Here is a 21,635-nt window from a genome sequence, read left to right on the forward strand (position 1 = left end):
ACACTTTCAGCGTCGCCGGCGGCGGGGGCGGCGCGATTGTGGCTTCGCCGCAACAGCGCAACCCTAAGGGAATATGCCCCAACTTCCGCGGGGGCGTTATTCTTTGTTAGATTGTCCTCTCAGGCTCCATAACCGCCCCCGCGGCCCAAGGATTAAGGACTAAGCAATAAAAGCTAAGGTGTGGTGCAAACAGCGAAAATATTAACGGAAACGTTGACGCTGTCAACGTGGCCGCTGCCCGAGGAGACATAGAAGCCATTGCTACCTGAAGCGTCACTCGTCCAGTGGTTGTGGTTGACGAAGCCCGCATCAGCGTAGTTGTAAATGCGGCCCCACTCCCCGAAAAATCCGTAATCTATAATACGCATGTAATGATTACTAGTATCAGAACAAGGCAGACCATCCAGACCAGTGCAGCCAAACTTAACCAAGTCCTTTATCTGTGGCAAACGATAACCCAAACCACGACACCAAGATGAGTGGTTAGGCTGAGTGCCCCTTTTATTACCCCGATTGACGAACCACTGCTTTAACACGAATCCATACCTCACCTCATTACCACTACTATCCCTACCGACCAACTCAAACCTCTGTGGCAAATCTGGTACATCTAGAGGATTAGGACTATCTGAATTTATCTGAGCACTACTCGCCCTAGGACCATGCAATGTTACCTTACCACGACCATCGACTGTAGCTGTTATATCACCATCCGTGACAACAGACCATGTAAACTGACTTGCATTAGCTCCATCTATGAGCAAATAAAAATACAAACCATCTGCACCCGTTGTAGGAAAATTTGCATAGTAATAAGATGGATTATTTGACTGAGTAAAAAAACCCTTATTAGGATTCCATATCCTAGATGGGCCGGCGTAATCGCCGTTGCCATATTCAAGATCCGGCCTTGCGAACTTCACAAAATAACAAACACCAGTATCCTCATACGGATTAATATAATAATCCACCGTAGCGCCACTAAAACTACTACTCCTTGGCACTCCATACTGAGTAGTTAAACTTCCTCCTGTACTTCTTAATGTTACCTTATAAGGGGCACGACATTTACTTAATCTATCAATACGACTGACGGTATTGCCATCTTTGTCCCTAAACGATACCGATATATCCCCTGTAGCAGTAACACCATTAGCACCCTGTCCATCCCCATCATCATCACGCCAATAATTATACCTAGTGACCAAATCACTTAAACTCACTGTATAGGCACCATTGGATTGACTGACTGATGATGGCACCAACATACCTATATCATGCAAAATACTTCCTGCATAAGGTAATCTTATTGGATTTCTTGAACTTGATGGGTTGGTTGACGGTGTGTACCTTGTTCCATCCTGTAACCTAATATACAATAAACTATCTGTATCCGTTACCTTTGTCCGACCGCCGTCGAATGTTAAATACGGCGCACTACCTTCAATTGCTCTTGATGTCTGGGCCGTTAATGCCACTGAACCCTGTGAATACGACAACAAGAACAACAACGCGAAGAACAATGCCGATTTAAATAACAATGAAGGTCTAAACCATAATGGAGGTTTGGATAGCAATGGCGGCCCTAATAACCACTTGGATATCGACGATAATTTTACCGAACATGTGGCCGATGACCTGACCAAAGCGGTTTCCGACGATGTTTCCAAAGATGTTGCCGAAGTACCCGCCGAAAACATCGCCAATAAAGACCTCGATGACGGCGTCCATTTCGCTACGCGAAATGACCTCGCTGATGAAAATAAGAACTGTGTCTGTTTTAGACTACGGTGAAATTGAAAAAGATTTTGAGCATAGGTTTGGCAGGCCAGATGCCAGATGCCATAAATGGTAACGCATTTCGATCATCCTGTCAAGTAATTTTTTGTTTTATTTACATTTTTTATAACTGACTGCTCTAATAATGAGCACTCCCTTGCTTTGAAAGCGCTTAAATTATAATCGCTTGAGTAAGAATTCGCTACCTTTTTTGTTAAAAATTTGTAAAGTTTTGTTAAAGGATGAGTCAGCCTATGTTTGTGTGCTTTGGGAAATAGTTTTGGGTGGTGGTTTTTAGCTAAAAACCAACAAATAAAAAATTGAATAAAATCAATATATTTCCTAACCTGTTTTTGTGGGTTAAATGACTATTATAGGAGCATGCTATTTTCGGTTTTATTGGTTTGTTAGTTTTCGGCACTTTGTCAAAGTGGTATCAACCTTTGATTTTATTGAAAACCTCATATTAAATTATTCTAAAGAAATAACACTCCAATAGCCAGCCTTAGTCGCACTACCTAAACGTTTTAATAATCCTTGCTCCTGAAGCTGTTTGAGGTTACGTTCAATCGTTCTAGTGCTCACACCTAATTGTACTGATAGATCGGTGATAGTTGCTGTTGAATCATTTTTTAGTATTTTTAATATGCTTTTAGCTGTTTGAGTAATCTTAATAGTATTATTTTTTTCCGACAATTCTCCGTCATTTTCTCCGACATTATTTTGATTAGATGTGTCGGTAATACTTGCTTTTAAACTACTCGCAATAGTTTGCAACATGAAGTCTATAAAACAAGTACAATCACCTGCTCGATCTGCTTCGCCAAGTACTTGATAGTATTTTTCTTGATTTTCACAAACTAATGTTTCAACAGGTAACCAAGCTAACTCCTTACGCCATTCACTTAGAATCAATGTTTGCCATAAACGCCCCATTCGTCCATTACCATCTGAAAACGGATGAATAAACTCTAACTCATAATGAAAAATACAACTTTTAATTAAAGGATGAATATCTGTCTGATTTAACCAATCAAAAAGCGACTGCATTAATATTGGTACACGCTCAGCCTGAGGAGCCATATGAATAAGCTGATTTTCTCGATAGATCCCAACACCACTATTACGCCAATTCCCTGAATATTCAACTAAACCTTTAGTAAGTAGCTTATGTGCTTGTTGAAAATGTTTTATATTGCCACTATTCCATTGTAGAAGTCTTTCATAAGCAAGTATTGCATTACGAACTTCCTGAACATCGCGCACAGGGCCTAAAACATGCTTACCATCCATAATAGCGGTAACTTGCTCTATGGATAAACTATTATGCTCAATTGCTAAAGATGCTTGAATAGTTCTGATACGGTTTTCTTTACGTAGTTGTGGTGATGCAAGCCTACCTGTTGCAGACCAATGCCCTAATAATTCACTTATTTCAGAAATAGAATTTATAATTGCAGGCGTAATATTATAAGGTGGTGAATATTTGCTCATTATAAATATCCTTTTTTACTTTGAATTTTGCTGTAATTCATCTAAATAATCGCCCCACTTTTGTAACCATTCTTTACACTCATTATCATAACTATATAGAATAAGTACCTTCAATACCTTTACGTGAATGCCCTAATACAGCCGTAGCGACCTCACTCGGACATTGTAATCGAGATAATCCTGTGCGTACAGTGCGTCGTAAATCATGAGGTGACCAATGTGGTAATATGAATAAATAGATATAATGAGATCGATCACATCTTGCCCAGAAATATCGGTCGCAACTATATTTCCCCATGTTTTACTGGTTCTGAATACAAAGTGCGTCTTACCTCATCTTGACCTTTAGGCTTACAAGCACCTTTTATTAGTTTTCCTTCACTAGTAAAACGATCTTCAATATATTAAGTAAGATAAAATTGCCTCTGCTACAAAACAATAATCGGTTATAATGGCTCAATCACATGTTAGTATGACCAACTTGTTAATTATACAAAAAAATCATTAACTCATACTTTTAGTCATACTAATAATTGCGTTTAAGTGCAATTTTATGATACTTAATAAGGTAAGCATTAAAACATAAAAATTTGAAATAAAACAATATATAGAAATATCGCCATGATTAAAAACGAAAACTTAACCAACCACACCCCAATGATGCAGCAGTATTTAAAACTTAAAGCTGAAAACCCGGATATTTTGCTTTTTTATCGCATGGGTGATTTTTATGAGATGTTTTATGATGATGCCAAGCGTGCCTCGCAGCTTTTAGATATTTCGCTCACAAAGCGTGGTTCGTCAAATGGTGAACCGATTCCTATGGCAGGTGTACCGTACCATGCGGTTGAAAGTTATTTAGCCAAGTTAATATCGCTAGGTGAGTCGGTGGCTATTTGTGAACAAATTGGCGATCCGGCAACGAGCAAAGGACCTGTTGAGCGCAAAGTTGTGCGTATTGTCACGCCGGGCACGGTCAGTGATGAATCATTGTTAGAAGATCGCAAAGATAATTTACTTGCTTCAATCTGGCAACATAAAAATCATTATGGTTACGCCACGCTTGATATTAGTTCTGGTCGCTTTTATGTTTTTGAATGTGATAGTTTCGAAGCAATGCAAGCTGAATTACAACGCACCAATCCTGTTGAATTGCTATATCCAGAAGAATTTCAATCCATGCCTTTAATTGAACATCGCCATGGTCTACGTCGCCGTCCACAATGGGACTTTGATCTTGAAACGGCAAAACAACAGCTTAATTTGCAATTTGGCACTAACGATTTAGTTGGATTTGGTGTAGAAGCGTGCAATTATGCTCTTTGTGCGGCCGGTTGCTTATTGCAATATGTTAAAGATACCCAGCGCACCGCACTACCCCATATACGTTCAATAATCAAACAATCAGCATATGACTTTGTGGTATTAGATGCCGCAACACGCCATAACTTAGAAATAACCGAAAACTTATCGGGCGGCACATCTAATACTGTTGCTGACGTGCTAGATAAAACGCAAACCCCTATGGGCAGTCGAATGCTTAAGCGTTGGTTGCATTCGCCAATTCGTGATATTAAGATTTTGCAAAACCGCCAAGATGCCATTGCCGAATTACAACATCATATTGATGACGCATTACCGTTATTAAAACAAATGGGCGATCTTGAACGTGTTTTAGCAAGATTGGCACTACACACTGCTCGTCCACGGGATTTTGCGCGTTTGCGTGATGCTTATAACTTATTGCCGCAGTTACATCTTTTATTAGGACAATTTACTTCACCTTATTTACAGGCGTTACGTGCCAACATTAATCAATTTGATCATATTGCAATATTATTAAATAACGCAATTGTTGAAGTGCCACCGGCGATTATTCGTGATGGTGGCGTGATTGCAACAGGTTATCATAGCGAATTAGACGAACTGCGTAATCTGGCCGATGGCGCAACCAATTACCTTGAACAACTTGAAATAAGAGAGCGAGAAACACTCGGCATTGATACATTAAAAGTCGGATTTAATGCCGTTCACGGCTATTACATCCAAATTAGTCGTGGACAAAGCCACCTTGCACCGATTCATTATACAAGACGTCAAACACTGAAAAATGTAGAACGTTATATTATTCCAGAACTGAAAGAGTACGAAGATAAAGTACTTACCTCAAAAGGTCGAGCATTAACGCTTGAAAAACAACTTTACGAACAACTGTTTGATCTATTAATGCCCGACTTAGCTGATATGCAAACCAGCGCAGAAGCGATTGCGGAACTTGATGTTTTAACTAATCTTGCCGAGCGAGCATTAACGCTCAATTATCAACGTCCAACATTGTCAACACAAGCAGGTATTGAGATCCAAGACGGACGTCATGTTGTCATTGAACAAGTGCTACAAACGCCGTTTATTCGCAATTCGCTGCACCTTTCACCAACAAGACGAATGCTGATTATTACAGGTCCGAATATGGGCGGAAAGAGTACCTACATGCGCCAAGCCGCATTGATTGTATTGCTTGCTTATATTGGTAGCTTTGTCCCTGCATCAAAAGCAGTAATTGGACCAATAGATCGCATTTTTACCCGAATTGGTGCTTCTGATGATTTGGCGTCTGGTCGTTCCACTTTTATGGTCGAAATGACCGAAACGGCCAATATTATGCACAATGCAACAAAACAAAGCCTAGTATTAATGGATGAAATTGGTCGAGGAACCTCAACTTACGACGGGCTTTCGCTTGCTTGGGCCTGTGCCGAAAATCTTGCCAATGAAATCCAATCAATGACACTATTTGCCACGCACTACTTTGAGCTAACGCAACTCCCCGAGCATATGCAAGGCGTTTATAACGTCCATTTTGATGCCATTGAACATGACAACACGGTCGCTTTTATCCACGAAGTTTCTGAAGGTGCCGCTAGCAAAAGTTTCGGAATTGCCGTGGCAGGGCTTGCCGGCGTGCCTAAAACGATTTTGAAACGAGCCAAACAAAAATTAAAAGAGTTAGAAGTTATCTCAAAACAATCGGCTAACAGCAGCATCGATAAATCACAACTCTCTTTTATCAACGAACCTGAACCTTCAGAAGTTGAAGAAGCTTTAAAACAGATCGACCCTGACGCGTTAACACCAAAACAAGCATTAGAAATTTTATATCAATTAAAAAAGTTGGTGTGATTTAAATAGTCACTAATTGTTCTATTGCGATATTATTCTGAAAAAAACCGCTAGATGTGATTTCTAGCGGTTGGTTTTAATTATGAATAGCATCTAAAATTTAAAAAATTAAGCCCAATTTTTCTTCTTAGATGTTTTACCTATGCCCGGATTAAGACTGTTTGTAGGATCAAGCTCTTGATAGAATTTTTTCAAATCCTCATTGGCATGATATAAATGCCCCACATTGTGCTCGGCTGGATATTGCGCACCACGCTGATCAAGCAATGCTAAAATCTCCTCCTTAACTTTATCGCAATCTACCCCTTTTTTAGCAATATAATCTTGATGGAACACATAACAGAAAAAATGCCCATAATACATTTTGTAAATAAAGTTTTGATCGATGTTTCCTGGTAGTGTTTCGAACCAATCGGTATCATTACGCCTTAGTGCAATATCTAATGCAACAATGTTTTCCACAGTTTTACCATGTACATTTCGATAAGACGTTGCAGCCCCCGCTGCCGCAAAACGGTGTAACATTGCCGCTTCGGCCTCTTTTTCATTGCACAAAAAATAATTACCATTTTTATTTTGAAAATAGTCTTTCAAAAAAGCTTCAGCTTCAGCAATCCCATCATCTGCCATCTTTAAAATAAGATGATGTTCATAACGATCACGATAATCACGCAATGACTTTGGTAAATGGTTAGGTAAAAATTTGCAAGCAAAGATAGAAAACCGATCCGAAAAGTTTTTAGGGAAGAATGGAATTTTCGCTGTAACACGATCAACCCAATTTTTAAAAACAAACATGCGCGGCATCATATCAGTACCTAACTTCTTAATAGCTAAAAAGGTCGGTTTTCCATAAACCGCAGCAATATCAAACGCCACACGATGTATATATTCACCCGACACAGGCAACGTTTTAAACTGCCCTAGAATATGGCGACGAATACCATTTAGTTCATTAATATCATTGGTACCGATATAAAATACTGCCGATTTTTGCTCAAGTGGAAAAGTATCAAGACGCACCGCAAAAACCATCAAGCGCCCTGCACTACCTGATGCTTCATAATGACGAGCGGGATCTGCATTAAATCGTGCAGGCGTATCAGCATCAATTTCACGAACATGATCACAATAATGATGATCATGCCCTAAGCCTGCATCACGTTTAATATCCTTATCGGTATAGGTATGATTTTGTAGGTTCTGTAAAATCGTTTCTGGATCATCCCCCAGTTCAATCCCTAAATGATTCACTAAGCGCAACTGTCCTTGCTGGTCTAATTGCGCAAACACTGCCATTTGTGTATACGCTGGCCCACGCTGAATAAGTGCGCCACCAGAATTATTACAGACCCCACCCATCACAGAAGCGCCAATGCAAGATGAACCAATGACCGAATGAGGTCCACGATGATATTTTTTTAACTCTTTTTCTAACCTAAATAATGTACTACCCGGCAAACAAACAACTTGCTCACCATTTTCAATCACCTTAATACCATCTAAACGACGGGTACTAACAATCACAATGGGACGATCATAATCATTACCATCGGGTGTCGATCCCCCTGTTAAGCCCGTATTGGCTGATTGTGTGATAACAATCACATCCGCTTCTACACACGCTTTTAATACCTGCCACTGCTCGACTAACGTTCCGGGTAAAACAACGGCCAATGCATCACCTTCGCCAAAACGAATACCTTGACGATAAGGTAACGTACGGTTAGGGTTTGTTAAAGTATATTTATGTCCAACAATACCTTGTAGCTGCTCAATAAGTTGAGCTGTTTGATTACTTTTCATATCGGTATTTCCTATGCATATTGAAGATTGGGTTGTGTTAATAATGGTTATTAAATAACCACCCATCTTAACCAAAAGCAATACAATAAGCTATCGGTATTTTATTAGAATAAAATAAACGTATTTAAGCTACTTTTTACAACAAAATCTGCCCAACTTGAATAACAAAAAAGTGGACTAATTTATTGTGGTTGCTCTCCCTTTTGGGCATTTTTTAACAAAATTTGTTGGCGCTCATGTTGATCAAAAAAAGTCCATGCGACAAATCGGCTAATTTTTTGCCCTTGTGCCATGGGAATAATATGGCTTTGAACGACATTGGCTTGTTTCAACTTTTTGTTGATTAACGATAAAGTCTCTTTTTTCGACACTAATGACGTAAACCACAGGCATTGGGTTTTATATTCAGTACTTTCGCGAATCATATTAGCAATAAAAGCGGCCTCGCCCCCTTTGCACAATAACTCAGCATGTTGCCCACCAAAATTAAGTACGGTTTTTGGGTTTGAATGCGTTAATTTACCTAACTTCTTCAATTTGGTTTGTGCACTTGCCAACGCATCTTGTGCCGAAGCATGGAAAGGTGGATTACATAGCGTTAACGCATAAAATTCGTTAGGCTTAATAATATGCTTAAAAATGGCTTGACTATCTTTTTGTAATCGACACTGCACGGTGTTTTTTAGTAACGCATTGGCTTGTATTATTAACGAGGTAACCTTGATAGCCGCTGGATTGATATCGCTTCCCACAAACGACCAACCATATTCAGCACAACCAATAATGGGGTAAATCACATTGGCACCAACGCCAATATCTAAAACGCGAATTTGCTTACCTGTCGGAATGCTATTTTGATTGTCTTGTGCCAATAAATCGGCTAAATAGTGAATATAATCCGCTCGACCGGGAATGGGCGGACATAAATAACTATCTGGAATATCCCAATAATGTATTTGATAATCATTAAACAACAACGCTTTATTTAACATTTTAACCGCCAGCGGATCGGCAAAATCGATCGATACATTGCCATATGGATTCGGCTTTACATATTGAGACAATTCTGGAAGTCTATTGATGAGTTTTGCAAAATCATAACCGTTTCGATGTTTGTTTCGGCAATGTAATTGGGGCTTTTTTAATGAGGTTTGCACGGTTGTCCTATTTTATCCAAAATCAAATAATCCCTATTATAACGACTTAACTACAATATACGAAAGCTGAAGCTATAAGTTGATCAGAATTGTCATGGTGGGGATAAAATAAAGTTTTTTTGTTTTGATTGATGTGATGATGGATTAGGTGCAGGAGGGGGGCGGACGTTTTGACTTTTGGTGAATAAAATAGCTACAGTAACCACGTCCGAGTCAGGAAAATAAAGCGAATGCCCTTTGCAATCCTGCGCTTTGGCTGGAGAATGTAGCCTTCTGCTACCCGACGTCTGAATAAGACAAACAACATAACCATCGTTTTTGAGAAGGGTTATTGTGTTTTTATAAGGCGGTTTTTGTTAAAAACAACAGAAAAAACTTTAATAAAATCAGTAACTTTCCTGACCGTTTTTTTTTGGTGATTAAATGGCTGTTATTAAAGTGCTCTATTCGTGGTTTTGTTGATTTGTTGTATGCTGACGCTTTGCTTAGGTTGTGTAAGTGATTGATTTAGCTTAAAAACAGCAAAATAAAAACTTCAATAAAATCAATACCTTTCCTGACCGATTTTTACTATGTTATTTTTATAGATTACCGTGTGTTTTTTTTAACTTTGTTTTGAGGGCCAAGTCAGTTGGTGTTTTTTGATATAACTAAAATCAAAAACCATTCGCACTCCAGTCGGGAAGTTGCAACCTAAGATGCGTATGTCGCTGATTTAGCCGTATCCCCTTACTTTATTACTTTTATCAGCAAGCTTGCGTGACAATTTCAGGTAAAAAGCTTGGATGATGAATAAGTGCTGTGCCAGTAGTGCTCATTTTACTGGTAGGCATATTATGCCTAGCATTTAATAGATGCCATCAGTTGAATTAACACCACTGTATTAAAGTACACAACAAACACTTATCCTGACCACCAACTGCTTGGTTATTCTTATTTATTTCCCCCTGCCCCCACGCCAACCACGCTTTTAGTGTGGATGGTTGGGGTGCCGATTGTGGCTTCGCCGCAACAGTGCAACTCTAAGGGAAAATGCCCCAACTTACGCGGGGGCTTTATTCTTTGTTAGATTATCCTCTATCTGCACCATAACCGCCCCGCGGCCTAAGGGTTAAGGACTAAGATATAAAAGCTAAGGTGCGGTGCAAACAGCGTAACCGCTGCTGCTGGCACTGTAGCGGTCGACATTGCCGTAGAACGAGTTGACAGTGAAGCCATTGCTACCTGCGGCGTCACTCGTCCAGTAGCGGCCGCCGACGAAGCCCGTATCAGCGTAGCTGGACATGCGGCCCCACTCCGCGAAAAAACTAGCACCTATGTAACGCATGTAACGATTAACAGATGAACTAGGCGTGCCGCTATCTATACCATTTACACAAGGGAATGAAGAAGATATACCACACTTCGCGTTAGTTAAATCACTTACCCGTGCCAAACGATAACCCAAACTTCTACACCAAGATGCTTGGTTAGACTGTGTATCCTGTTTATCACCCCGATTGACGAACCACTGCTTTAACACAAATCCATACTTCATCTCATTACCACTACTATCCCTACCCACCAACTCAAAAGTCTGTGGCAAAGTTAGCGACGGAGTAAGCGGACTAGGATTACTTGAATTTATCTGAGTACTATTAGCCTTAGGACCGCTTAATGTTACCTTCGTCCCACTTGACGTCCAGTTGACTGTAGCTGTTATTCCACCACGAGTAACAGGAGACCACGTAAACCGACTTCCATCTACTCCTTCTGGCATCTCTAACCCAAAATACAACCCATCAGCACCCGTTGTAGGAAAATTTCGGTCGTAAGATGTAGAATCATTAGACTGAGTTAAAAAACCATTATGAAAATCCCATATGTCAGCTGGGCCGGCGGAATCGCCTGAGCCATAAGAGGTAATCGGCCTTGCGTGGCTCACAAAGTAACAAACACCAGAACTACTGTCATACGGATTGATATAATATGTCACCGTCTGACCGCTAAAATCAGTCCTATTAGGAACCCCGTACCGTGTTTGTAAATATCCCCCTGTACTTCTTAAGGTTACCCTATAAGGAGCCTTACATTTATCTAATGCATCACTACGACTTACTGTATTACCATTATTATCCGTAAATGATACCGATATACTCCCTGATACACCATTTGCATCCAGTTCATCTCCATCATCATCACGCCAATAATTATACCTAGTGACCAAATCACTTAAACTCACTGAATTCACTGATGATGGGACTATCATATCTATATGACCCAGAGTATTCCCTACATAAGGTAATCTTATTGGATTTGATACACTTGATGTATTAGTAGACGGCGTGATGACTTGGCCATCCTGCAACTTAATAGATAACAAGCTATCCGTTGATGTAGCCCTTGTTTGGCCGCCATCAAACGTTAAATACGGGGCACTACCCTCTATTGTCCTTGAAGTACACGCTAATAATGCCTGTGAACAAGGCGTTAATGCCACAGAACACTCTGCATATGACAACAATAACAACGCGAAGAACAACGACAATCTAGGTAATCTAAATAATCTTAGTAAGCTTGGTAATTTAGATAACCTAAATAAACTAGGTAACTTAAGTAAGATAGAGAAATTAGAAAAGTTAAGTAAGCTAAGTAAAAAACTTAACCTCGATGACCTCGCCAAGCGCGATGAGCTCGATAACCTCGGTGATGAAAATAAGAACTGTGTCTGATTTAGACTACGGTGAAATTGAAAAAGATTTAGGGCGTAGGTTTGGCAGGCCATATGCCATATGCCATATGCCAAGTATGATAGCGCATTTCGATCATCCTGTCAAGTAATTTTTTGTTTTATTTAAACTTTTTATAACTAACTGCTCAACTAACGAGCTTTCCCTTGCTTTGAAAGCTTCTAAATTATAGTTGCTTGATTAATAATGCGCTAGTTTTTCCGTTAAAAATTTGTAAAGTTTTGTTAAATATTGAGTCAACCTGCGTTGGCAGGCTTTGGGGGGAATAATTTTTGGGGGTGGTTTTATATTATTAAATTCCGTTACAATATTATTCCCAATCCTTACTAAGAATCTTAGAATTCGATAAACTTCAAACACTTTGTTATAATTTGCGTAACTTTAAAATCAAAATACCAACCTTAATGAAAACCCTCTATTCCTTTATCATTTTAACACTAGTACCTTTTGACCTTTTTGCTGTCGATTTTAGCGGTGATGATTTATCAATTTGTTGGGGGATCCCTTTTGTGGGGATTTTGTTTTCTATTGCGTTATTGCCATTATTTTTGCCGCGATTATGGCATCATCATTATGGCAAAATAACAATGTGTTGGACGATGCTTTTTTTGCTGTTTGCCTTATGCTTGTTTGGTTTGCAAACAACAATTCATCTTACCGTTCATGCAATAATAGCGGAATACATCCCTTTTATTTTATTACTGCTAGCACTGTTTACTGTTTCGGGGGGGATTTTAATTAAGAGCGATGTGCTTAGTACGCCTAAGCTAAACGTTGGTTTGTTGGCAATAGGAACTTTGTTAGCGTCAATCATGGGTACAACTGGCGCTGCTATGTTAATGATTCGACCGATAATTAGAGCTAATCGTGATCGAAATTACGCCGTACATACAATTGTCTTTTTTATCTTTTTAGTGGCGAATATTGGTGGTGGACTAACTCCACTGGGTGATCCACCTTTATTTATTGGTTTTTTAAAAGGCGTTAATTTTGGATGGACGGTTAAGCATATGCTGTTGCCAGTTTTGTTTAGTTCAATTTTGTTATTAGCAATTTATTATAAGATTGATTGCCACTACTTTCGCATCCAATATGGCAATTCACTTGCGCTAGCTTCGACGCCAAAATCTAGCACTATTAAGGTTTATGGTGTAAGCAACTTTCTTTTATTACTGGTAATTATCACTTGTGTATTGATGTCAGGCATTTGGCGTTCATCGGTTGCCGTTGAGATTTTTGGTTCGCATATTACTTTACTCAATTTAATTCGTGATATTATATTTATTATGATCACCCTCATTTCAATATTAATCACGCCAAGACAAGTACGCTCAGGTAACGAATTTAATTGGGAACCTATTATCGAAGTAGCCAAGCTGTTTATGGGAATTTTTATCACCATTGTGCCCGTGCTAGCCATTTTGCGTTCTGGTAACAATGGCGATTTAGCACCTTTGCTATCACTAGTCACCACAGTTCAAGGCGATCCCATTAATAGCATGTATTTTTGGTTATCTGGATTGTTGTCAGGTTTTTTAGATAATGCGCCAACTTATTTGGTGTTTTTCAATCTAGCTTCAGGCGATGCCAATACTTTGATGACCGCGTTAGAAAAGACCTTGCTTGCTATCTCAATGGGTTCGGTTTTTATGGGTGCACTTAGCTACATCGGCAATGCTCCTAATTTTATGGTCAAAAGTATTGCTACTCAAAACAAAATCAATATGCCAAGTTTTTTTGGCTATATGAAATGGTCAATATGCATTTTAATTCCGGTGTTTATTATTGATAATTTGATATTTTTTGTGTTTTTTTAATTTATTTGGTTATAAATATTATATATTATTGATTTTATGAGTTTTACACTTTGTGTATAAATCTTGGTATAATGCAACGTTTCTACCGTAATTTTGAGAGTTATATATGTTAAATCAGTTAAAAGCAATTATTCAGTATCTTCTTCCTAAACAGCTATTAACCGTTATTTTTGGTTGGCTAGCAAAAAAACAGTTGGGAAAAGTGACTACATGGATGATTATGGGCTTTTGTAAACTGTATAAAGTGGATTTGAGTGAAGCAAAAATTAACGATGTTAAAGCGTTTAAAACCTTTAATGATTTTTTTGCTCGTGAATTAAACGAGGATGCACGGCCTGTAGATGCTGGCTATAGTGTAGTTGTGATGCCAGCTGATGGGGTGATTAGTCAGTTTGGTACGATTCAAGATACTCAGCTATTACAGGCTAAAGGGCATTTTTATTCTTTAGAATCACTGCTTGCTTGTCATCCTGATATGATCAAGTTTTTTAAAAATGGTTTATATGCCACAACTTACTTATCACCTAAAAATTATCACCGCTTTCATATGCCTTGCGATGGTATTTTGCGTGAGATGATTTATGTTCCGGGTTCGCTATTTTCAGTCAATAAAGCAACAACTGAAAGCATTCCGAATATTTTTGCGCGTAATGAGCGGGTGATTTGCTTATTTGAAACAGAATTGGGGCCAATGGCGCAAATTTTAGTTGGTGCAACCATTGTTGGTAGCATTGAAGTACCATGGGAAGGCATTATCACCCCTCCACGTGAAGGTATCATGAAGCGCTGGACTTATGACAATGAGATAAAATTAACTAAAGGGCAAGATATGGGGTGCTTTAAATTAGGTTCGACCGTAATTACTTTATTTGCGTCAAATGCAATTGAGTTTGATAGTCACCTTAAAGTGGGTAATATTGCTCGCATGGGTCAAAAATTAGCCGATAGGATATAGCTTTATGTGGATGCGTGGTGTTTTTTGCTTTGTTGCTGTGTTATTTTCTTCACTGACTTTCGCCGAAGAATCTACACCAATCATTAATAATGAAGATGATCTGTCGCAAATTGTTCAGCAGCTGAGCGATAAGAATGATGAACTCCGGCAAAATATGGAGTTACAAAAAAATCATTTAACCAGTATTGTTAATGAGCAAAACAATATCACCACACAGATTTCACACGTGCAAAATACGCTGGCAACACTTGATGAGCAAGGTGAATGGTTAAGTTTTTCAACCGCTCTGGGCGAAACTCTGCGCCAACAGTTATTGCGCTTACCCGAAAAGCCTAAATCACAAGCCCTTGATGCCGAAATTGCTGAAGAAAAAGCCCAACAACTTAATTATAATAATATTTTAATTTCTTTAGATGATTACCCTATTTTAACCAGTCCACTTAATACTCTTAAAGAAGCTACACAATATCGTCGTTTGCTTCGTGAGCAGACTGAGTTACTTAAGACACTTATATCCGGTAGTGATACCACTATTTTAGAACTTACTAAATTAAAAATTGCCAATAAGCAGTTAACAAATGCCATTGATGAAGTGAATGACGCCGCACATAGGTATTTCTTTTGGGTAGCAGATGTGAATCCTGTCTCATTGAGTTATCCACTCGATTTAGCTAAAGATGTTATTTATGTAATTTTTTCAATCGATACCCTTTCGCAACTTTATAATGCGAGTATTGAAGTACTTAGCGCGCCAAAACCGCTATTTTTAATCATTTTATCGTTACTGTTTGTGTTTACGCATTTTAAAATGCGCACCAAATATAATACCTTTTTAACTAAATCCGCTAACCGCGTGGGTAAAGTTACGCAAGATAGTTATTCTTTAACCCTAAAAGTAGTGATCTGTTCATTAATTATGGCGTTACCGGTGCCAATTTTGTGGGCAGTGTTTGGTTATGCGTTGCAAATTAATTGGGATTATCCTGTTGCCTATGCATTAGGTTATGGTGTAAATGCGGCGGCGCCTATTTTGTGGGTGTTTATTATTTCAGCGCATTTTGCATCATCTAATGGGCTGTTTATTAGTCATTTTGGTTGGTCTGAACGTAGTGTGCGCTCAGCAATGAAATATTATCAGCTTTCGATTTGGCTTGTGATTCCATTAGTGATGATAGTGATGAGCTTTGACGAGTATAATAATCGCCAATTTGCCGCCACAATTGGTCGTACAGCGTTTATTTTGCTCTGCTTTGCTTTAGTATTTATGACTAACGCCATTCATCGCGCTGGAGTGCCTCTTTATATTGATAAAAAAGGTTCGGGCGATAATTTATTAAGTCATATTTTGTGGTTTATCTTATTAAGTGCCCCTTGGCTTGCCATTATTGCTGCTTGTTTGGGCTATTTATCAACTGCACAAGTGTTATTAGGTCGCCTTGAAGCTTCGGTTATTATCTGGTTTGCGCTGTTAGTTATTTATTTTATGATTCGCCGTTGGATGTGGATCCAAAAGCGCCGTATTGAATTTGAACGCACCAAGCAACGTCGTTTAGAACGTATGCAGCGGGCAAAATCACAGGAAGAAGATATTAATTCGCTTAACGACAGTGTCGATGAGCCAGTTATCGATTTAGATGCCATTAGTGCCCAATCCTTACATCTTGTCAGATCGATTATTATGATGATTGCACTCATTAGTATGATTTTATTATGGTCTGAGCTACATTCAGCTTTTGCTTTCATGAATAACATTAAGTTGTGGGGAACCAGTGCTATTGTTAATGGCACCGAAATAGAACAATACATTACTCTTGGTGCAGTATGTATTGCCATTTTAGTGATGACAATAACCGTGCAACTTGTCAAAAATTTACCTGCTTTGTTGGAGTTAGGCATTTTACAGCATTTAGATTTGACCCCAGGAACAGGTTATGCAATTTCGACGGTTTCAAAATATATTATTTTGATGATAGGTTGTATGATTGCGTTTTCGTTTATTGGTATCGACTGGTCAAAAATTCAATGGTTAATTGCCGCACTGGGTGTAGGGTTAGGTTTCGGTTTGCAAGAAATTTTTGCTAATTTTATCTCTGGTTTAATTATTTTATTTGAAAAACCGGTGCGAATTGGCGATACCGTGACAATTCGTGATTTGACAGGCAATATCACCAAAATTAATACTCGAGCAATTACTATTGTTGATTGGGATCGTAAAGAAATTGTGATGCCAAATAAGGCTTTTATTACTGAACAATTAGTAAACTGGTCTTTGTCGGATTCAATAACACGTATTGTGTTAACTATACCCGCAACAATTGATGCCGATAGCGAATTGGTAATTAAGCTTTTACTACAGGCTTCGGATGAATGTGAATATGTACTTAAAGATCCTGAGCCTCAAGTGTATTTAGTTGATATTCAAGAAGGGATTCAGTTGTTTGAATTACGTGTTTTTGCCGCTGAGATGGGACATAGAATGCAACTGCGCAGTACAATTCATCAATTGATACTTGATGCTTATCGTTGTCATAATTTAACACTACCATTCCCGCCATTACAAACTAATTTAGAGGCTTTAGGCCGCAAAAGTGGGCGTCGTAGTTATACCGTTGGAACCCTTTAACCAAATAGTGTTTCTAACCATGGCACGCCAAAAGCACCGGGAGCAAGCAATGCAAACGCCCAAATAGGTGCTGAAGCAATATTGGCTACATTAAATTTGATGGCAGGCATGTGCATTGTACCTGCTATCAATGGCACTATTGCGCGTAATGGTCCAAAAAATCGCCCAATAAACACCCCTAATGTTCCATAATTCTCAAAGAATCGCTCGGCTCGATAAACCAACTTAGGATGTTTATTTAGCGGCCATGAGGCAATCACTTGTTGATGATAATGTTTACCTAACCAATAAGATAGCAAATCCCCCAAAACAGCCCCAATAGACGCAGAAATAAATACTGGCACAAATGATACTGTACCACTACCAACTAAAGCTCCTACCCCTAACAAAATAGCCGTTGCAGGAACAAAAAGCGAGATGACAGCCAAAGATTCACCAAACGATAATAGAAATATAATCGGCAGAGTCCAAACTTGATGATGCTCTATAAATTGCATAGTTGTCAGTGTGATTTCATGTAACGACATAAGCTTAGTTTGTAAATTATTAATTGATTATAGTTAGCTATTTTACCATAATGCTAGATACTTAGGGCTAAGCACACACCACTTATTGATAGAATCTTACAAAGCGTTAATGTTTTTTAGATTTATCAATGTTTGAGTTTATGCTTATAGTAATCATAATCCAATTAATAAGAGACAAATCATGGCAATCGGTATTGAATCCATTCTTGTACGCAAATTTAAAGGCAGTGAATTGCAAAATGCTCAAGTGGATGTACTAGCTATTGAAAAACCCGTTGCGTTAATTTATAACGGAATTTCGCATGTTGTGATGATGGCTACCCCAAAAGATTTGCACTATTTTGCAATTGGATTTTCGTTAACTGAAAATATTATTCAATCGGTGAATGATATTTATGGCATTGATGTTATTGATACCCCCAAAGGCATCGAAGTCCAGATTGAGCTTTCGTCGCGACGTTTTAGTGAACTGAAAGAAAAACGCCGTAATTTAACAGGACGCACGGGTTGCGGCATCTGTGGCACTGAGCAGATAGATCAAGTTTGCCAAGCCATTCCCACTTTGCCACGAATAAATCAAATTAAGTTAGCGGATTTTATTGACAGCTTAAATGCCTTATCACAAATTCAACAAGTGGGTCAACAAACGGGTTGCACTCATGCGGCTGTGTGGCTAGATTTGAAAGGACAGTTTATGGCGGGATTTGAAGATATCGGCCGGCATGTCGCATTAGATAAACTGCTTGGTTTTAGAGCTATGCAATTGCCAAATAATCCTAAATATCAACATGGTGTGGTGTTGGTATCAAGCCGCGCCAGCTACGAAATGGTGCAAAAAACGGCCAAGTGTGGTGTGGAATTTTTGTTAGCAGTTTCGGCTGCAACTTCAATGGCCGTTGATTTGGCCAAACAGTGCCATTTAACTTTATTGGGATTTTTTAGAGGCGATAAAGGAGTAATCTATTCTGGCGATGATCGCTTAGCTTAATGACAATTTTAGTATTACCCCATATTAATGGGTCAAATTAATTTTCAACTTAATAAATTGAATAATAAAAATAAAAAAACTGATTATTTAATTCATTTTAAGATATCGCAATTCGTATCTTTCTTTATTAAGCGAAAATCTTCATAATATACATCACATAGCATAAATTACTTTTTTTAATTATTTTATAAGTTTATTGTCTAACTGAACTAATTAATCGGTTAAAACTATTTATTTATTCACCCTGTTTTACTTTGTAACATTTAATTTTTTGAAAGGATACTATCATGCATCAAACTTCTGATATTCAACAAGCCGCTAACTATATTCAAAAATACACGGACCAAAAACCAACTATTGGGATTATTCTAGGTTCAGGCTTAGGGCCTTTTGCTGATACACTTGAAGATGCGGTTCATATCCCTTATGACACAATTCCACATTTTGCAAAATCAGCAGCTGTAGGCCATGCCAATGAATTAGTTATTGGCAAATGCGGTGACAAAACCGTCGTGGCAATGAAAGGACGCTTTCACTATTATGAAGGATTTTCATTAGATCAAGTAACTTTTCCTGTTCGTGTGATGAAAATGCTTGGCGTTGAAAAATTAATCATTACCAATGCATGTGGTGCAGTCAATACCAGTTTTAAACCAGGTGATTTAATGCTCATTACTGATCACATCAATCTTACTGCTAATAACCCGCTTATTGGACCAAATAATCCTGATTTAGGCGTGCGTTTTTTAGATGTGAGTGAACTTTATAACAAGCAATTGCGTTCTACCGTAATTGATGTAGCTAAAGAACTTAATATTAACTTACAACAAGGTGTTTATGCTTGGTGGACAGGTCCAACTTATGAAACACCTGCTGAAATTAGAATGATTCGCGTGTTAGGTGCCGATGCAGTGGGTATGTCAACCGTACCGGAAGCAATTATAGCGCACCATTCAGGCATTAAAACTATTGGTATTTCGTGCTTAACTAATATGGCTTGTGGCATTTTAGATCAACCATTAGGGCACGAAGAAGTCATTGAAACGGCTGAACGCGTTAAAGCAACCTTTTTACAACTTATAACAAAAACGATTGAACGCTTTTAAGTGATACTTTTATATTTGATTTTCTATAAAAAGTTCACTTTATTTTAGGAATAAACAATGAACATAAAAAATAGATTAAAAATAATGATGTTTTTCCAATATTTTATTTGGGGAAGTTGGCTAACTACTTTTGGTGCTTATCTATTTAATGCCTTACACTTTTCAGGCGTTGAAGTATCGATGATTTTTAGTACTAAAGGGTTAGCTGCATTAATTACACCATTTATTATTGGCATCATTGCCGATAAGTTTTTGCAAGCTAAATATCTTTATCTATTTTGCCATTCTGTTTGTGCTATTGCGCTTTTTTATGCCGCATCGGTAACTGATCCAGCCATTTTATTTTGGGTGATGTTAGGTAATGCGTTAGCATTTATGCCAACTATTTCCCTATCTAACTCAATTAGTTATCACTGTTTAGATAAAGCAAACTTAGATACTGTCGCTATTTTCCCTAAAATACGAGTATTTGGTACAGTAGGCTTTATCATCGCAATGTGGACTGTTAGCTTATGCAAATTCGAGTTGAGCAATGCTCAGCTTTATGTTGCTTGCGCTGCTTCGGTTTTACTTGTGATTTATAGTGCAACATTACCCAATATTGCTGTATCTAAAAATCAAAAACAGCCTTGGATTTCTTATTTAGGATTAGATGCTTTTGTGTTATTCAAAAAACCAGTCATGGCGGTATTTTTTCTTTTTGCTATGTTACTTGGCGCAATATTACAAATTACCAATACTTTTGGTAGCACTTTCTTACATGATTTTGCTAAAATTCCAGAATTTAAAGATAGTTTGATTGTGCAATACCCGGCTATCTTATTATCTGTTTCACAAATGGCTGAAGTCGCTTTTATCTTGACTATCCCATTTTTTCTCAAAAAATTTGGCATCAAAAAAGTCATAATGATAAGCTTAATTGCTTGGACACTTAGATTTGGTTTGTTTGCATTTGGCGATCCAACACCTTTTGGATTTGTGCTATTAATGCTTTCAATGATTGTCTATGGCTGCGCATTTGACTTCTTTAATATTTCAGGCTCTATTTTTATTGAAAAAGAAGTCAGCGCTGATATTCGTGCTAGTGCTCAAGGGCTATTTATGACAATGTCCAATGGTATTGGCGCTTATTTTGGTTCGATTTTAAGTGGTGTTGTGGTTAATATGTGTACACACGAGGGGACTAAAGATTGGCAAACAATTTGGTTAATTTTTGCATCTTATGCACTCGTAATTGGTGTTGTTTTTTATTATTCATTTAATTATGAACATACTAAAAACCAATCGGATATCTAACCATTTATCTATTCAGATTAATGAATTTTAAAATATTATTTATCATGTTATTTTAATTCATTTTTTAATTTAATTTATTAAAAATCCGCTGGGGGAGATTGAAAAACAATCTCCCCTAAGGGTTTTTTATTGTTTTTATTTTTGATTTTTTTTATAAATTTTTTTTAGTTTGATGAGA

Annotated in this window: 13 protein-coding genes and 1 pseudogene; 7 read left to right on the top strand and 7 right to left on the bottom strand. The window is 38.1% G+C overall.

What is annotated here, in order from left to right:
- Positions 1-173: 173 nt before the first annotated feature.
- The 3 genes and pseudogenes from GQ598_RS05250 to GQ598_RS11340 form a co-directional block, all read right to left on the bottom strand.
- Positions 174-1,700 (bottom strand): hypothetical protein, encoded by a 1,527-nt coding sequence (locus GQ598_RS05250; RefSeq protein WP_237410316.1) that lies wholly within the window; start codon positions 1,698-1,700, stop codon positions 174-176.
- A 550-nt stretch (positions 1,701-2,250) separates the two neighbouring features.
- Complete coding sequence (locus tag GQ598_RS05255) at positions 2,251-3,273, bottom strand: Fic family protein (RefSeq protein WP_160402666.1); 1,023 nt, start codon at positions 3,271-3,273, stop codon at positions 2,251-2,253.
- A gap of 15 nt (positions 3,274-3,288) precedes the next feature.
- Positions 3,289-3,499: pseudogene (locus GQ598_RS11340) on the bottom strand (integrase); the annotation flags it as partial.
- A gap of 395 nt (positions 3,500-3,894) precedes the next feature.
- Here GQ598_RS11340 and mutS point away from each other — a divergent pair.
- Positions 3,895-6,453, top strand: a complete 2,559-nt coding sequence (mutS, locus tag GQ598_RS05265) for a DNA mismatch repair protein MutS (RefSeq protein WP_160402667.1) — start codon at positions 3,895-3,897, stop codon at positions 6,451-6,453.
- Positions 6,454-6,561: 108 nt separating this feature from the next.
- Here mutS and dld read toward each other — a convergent pair whose 3' ends face one another.
- The 3 genes from dld to GQ598_RS05280 form a co-directional block, all read right to left on the bottom strand.
- Positions 6,562-8,259 (bottom strand): D-lactate dehydrogenase, encoded by a 1,698-nt coding sequence (dld, locus tag GQ598_RS05270; RefSeq protein WP_160402668.1) that lies wholly within the window; start codon positions 8,257-8,259, stop codon positions 6,562-6,564.
- 182 nt (positions 8,260-8,441) lie between these two features.
- The gene (rlmF, locus tag GQ598_RS05275; RefSeq protein WP_160402670.1) at positions 8,442-9,416 is read right to left on the bottom strand and encodes a 23S rRNA (adenine(1618)-N(6))-methyltransferase RlmF; all 975 of its coding nucleotides are present in this window, start codon (positions 9,414-9,416) and stop codon (positions 8,442-8,444) included.
- A 1,132-nt stretch (positions 9,417-10,548) separates the two neighbouring features.
- Complete coding sequence (locus GQ598_RS05280) at positions 10,549-12,201, bottom strand: hypothetical protein (protein ID WP_160402672.1); 1,653 nt, start codon at positions 12,199-12,201, stop codon at positions 10,549-10,551.
- Between the two features lie 348 nt (positions 12,202-12,549).
- On the opposite strand from GQ598_RS05280, the gene GQ598_RS05285 reads away from it, so the two are divergent.
- From GQ598_RS05285 to mscM, 3 genes are all read left to right on the top strand, one after another.
- Entirely contained in the window at positions 12,550-13,962 is a 1,413-nt protein-coding gene (locus tag GQ598_RS05285; RefSeq protein WP_160402674.1) for a sodium:proton antiporter, read from the top strand.
- Positions 13,963-14,068: 106 nt separating this feature from the next.
- Positions 14,069-14,917 (top strand): archaetidylserine decarboxylase, encoded by an 849-nt coding sequence (asd, locus tag GQ598_RS05290; protein WP_160402675.1) that lies wholly within the window; start codon positions 14,069-14,071, stop codon positions 14,915-14,917.
- A gap of 4 nt (positions 14,918-14,921) precedes the next feature.
- Positions 14,922-17,540, top strand: coding sequence for a miniconductance mechanosensitive channel MscM (mscM, locus tag GQ598_RS05295; protein ID WP_160402676.1), 2,619 nt, complete (start codon positions 14,922-14,924; stop codon positions 17,538-17,540).
- Here the strand turns inward: mscM and GQ598_RS05300 are convergent.
- On the bottom strand, positions 17,537-18,067 hold the full coding sequence (locus GQ598_RS05300; RefSeq protein ID WP_160402678.1) for a DedA family protein: 531 nt from the start codon (positions 18,065-18,067) through the stop codon (positions 17,537-17,539). The genes mscM and GQ598_RS05300 overlap by 4 nt on opposite strands.
- 181 nt (positions 18,068-18,248) lie before the next feature.
- Here GQ598_RS05300 and fdhD point away from each other — a divergent pair, with 181 nt between their 5' ends.
- The 3 genes from fdhD to GQ598_RS05315 all read left to right on the top strand — a co-directional run bounded on the left by fdhD (position 18,249) and on the right by GQ598_RS05315 (position 21,457).
- The gene (gene fdhD, locus GQ598_RS05305) at positions 18,249-19,055 is read left to right on the top strand and encodes a formate dehydrogenase accessory sulfurtransferase FdhD (protein ID WP_160402681.1); all 807 of its coding nucleotides are present in this window, start codon (positions 18,249-18,251) and stop codon (positions 19,053-19,055) included.
- 287 nt (positions 19,056-19,342) lie between these two features.
- Positions 19,343-20,161 carry a purine-nucleoside phosphorylase gene (locus GQ598_RS05310; RefSeq protein WP_160402683.1) on the top strand — a complete coding sequence of 273 codons (819 nt, stop codon included), beginning with the start codon at positions 19,343-19,345 and terminating at the stop codon, positions 20,159-20,161.
- A gap of 57 nt (positions 20,162-20,218) precedes the next feature.
- A complete protein-coding gene (locus GQ598_RS05315) occupies positions 20,219-21,457 on the top strand; it encodes a nucleoside permease (protein ID WP_160402685.1) in 1,239 nt (412 codons plus the stop codon).
- Positions 21,458-21,635 lie beyond the last annotated feature (178 nt).

Source organism: Gilliamella sp. Pas-s95 (assembly GCF_009795795.1).
GTDB classification, from domain to species: domain Bacteria; phylum Pseudomonadota; class Gammaproteobacteria; order Enterobacterales; family Orbaceae; genus Gilliamella; species Gilliamella bombicola.

Bases quoted from the DNA above. Each gene is read 5' to 3' on its own strand.
- fdhD (WP_160402681.1), top strand. From the start codon at position 18,249: ATGGCAATCGGTATTGAATCCATTCTTGTACGCAAATTTAAAGGCAGT.
- mscM (WP_160402676.1), top strand. From the start codon at position 14,922: ATGTGGATGCGTGGTGTTTTTTGCTTTGTTGCTGTGTTATTTTCTTCA.
- GQ598_RS05315 (WP_160402685.1), top strand. From the start codon at position 20,219: ATGAACATAAAAAATAGATTAAAAATAATGATGTTTTTCCAATATTTT.
- GQ598_RS05255 (WP_160402666.1), bottom strand. From the start codon at position 3,273: ATGAGCAAATATTCACCACCTTATAATATTACGCCTGCAATTATAAAT.
- GQ598_RS05285 (WP_160402674.1), top strand. From the start codon at position 12,550: ATGAAAACCCTCTATTCCTTTATCATTTTAACACTAGTACCTTTTGAC.
- GQ598_RS05250 (WP_237410316.1), bottom strand. From the start codon at position 1,700: ATGTTTTCGGCGGGTACTTCGGCAACATCTTTGGAAACATCGTCGGAA.
- GQ598_RS05300 (WP_160402678.1), bottom strand. From the start codon at position 18,067: ATGTCGTTACATGAAATCACACTGACAACTATGCAATTTATAGAGCAT.
- GQ598_RS05310 (WP_160402683.1), top strand. From the start codon at position 19,343: ATGCATCAAACTTCTGATATTCAACAAGCCGCTAACTATATTCAAAAA.
- mutS (WP_160402667.1), top strand. From the start codon at position 3,895: ATGATTAAAAACGAAAACTTAACCAACCACACCCCAATGATGCAGCAG.
- dld (WP_160402668.1), bottom strand. From the start codon at position 8,259: ATGAAAAGTAATCAAACAGCTCAACTTATTGAGCAGCTACAAGGTATT.
- asd (WP_160402675.1), top strand. From the start codon at position 14,069: ATGTTAAATCAGTTAAAAGCAATTATTCAGTATCTTCTTCCTAAACAG.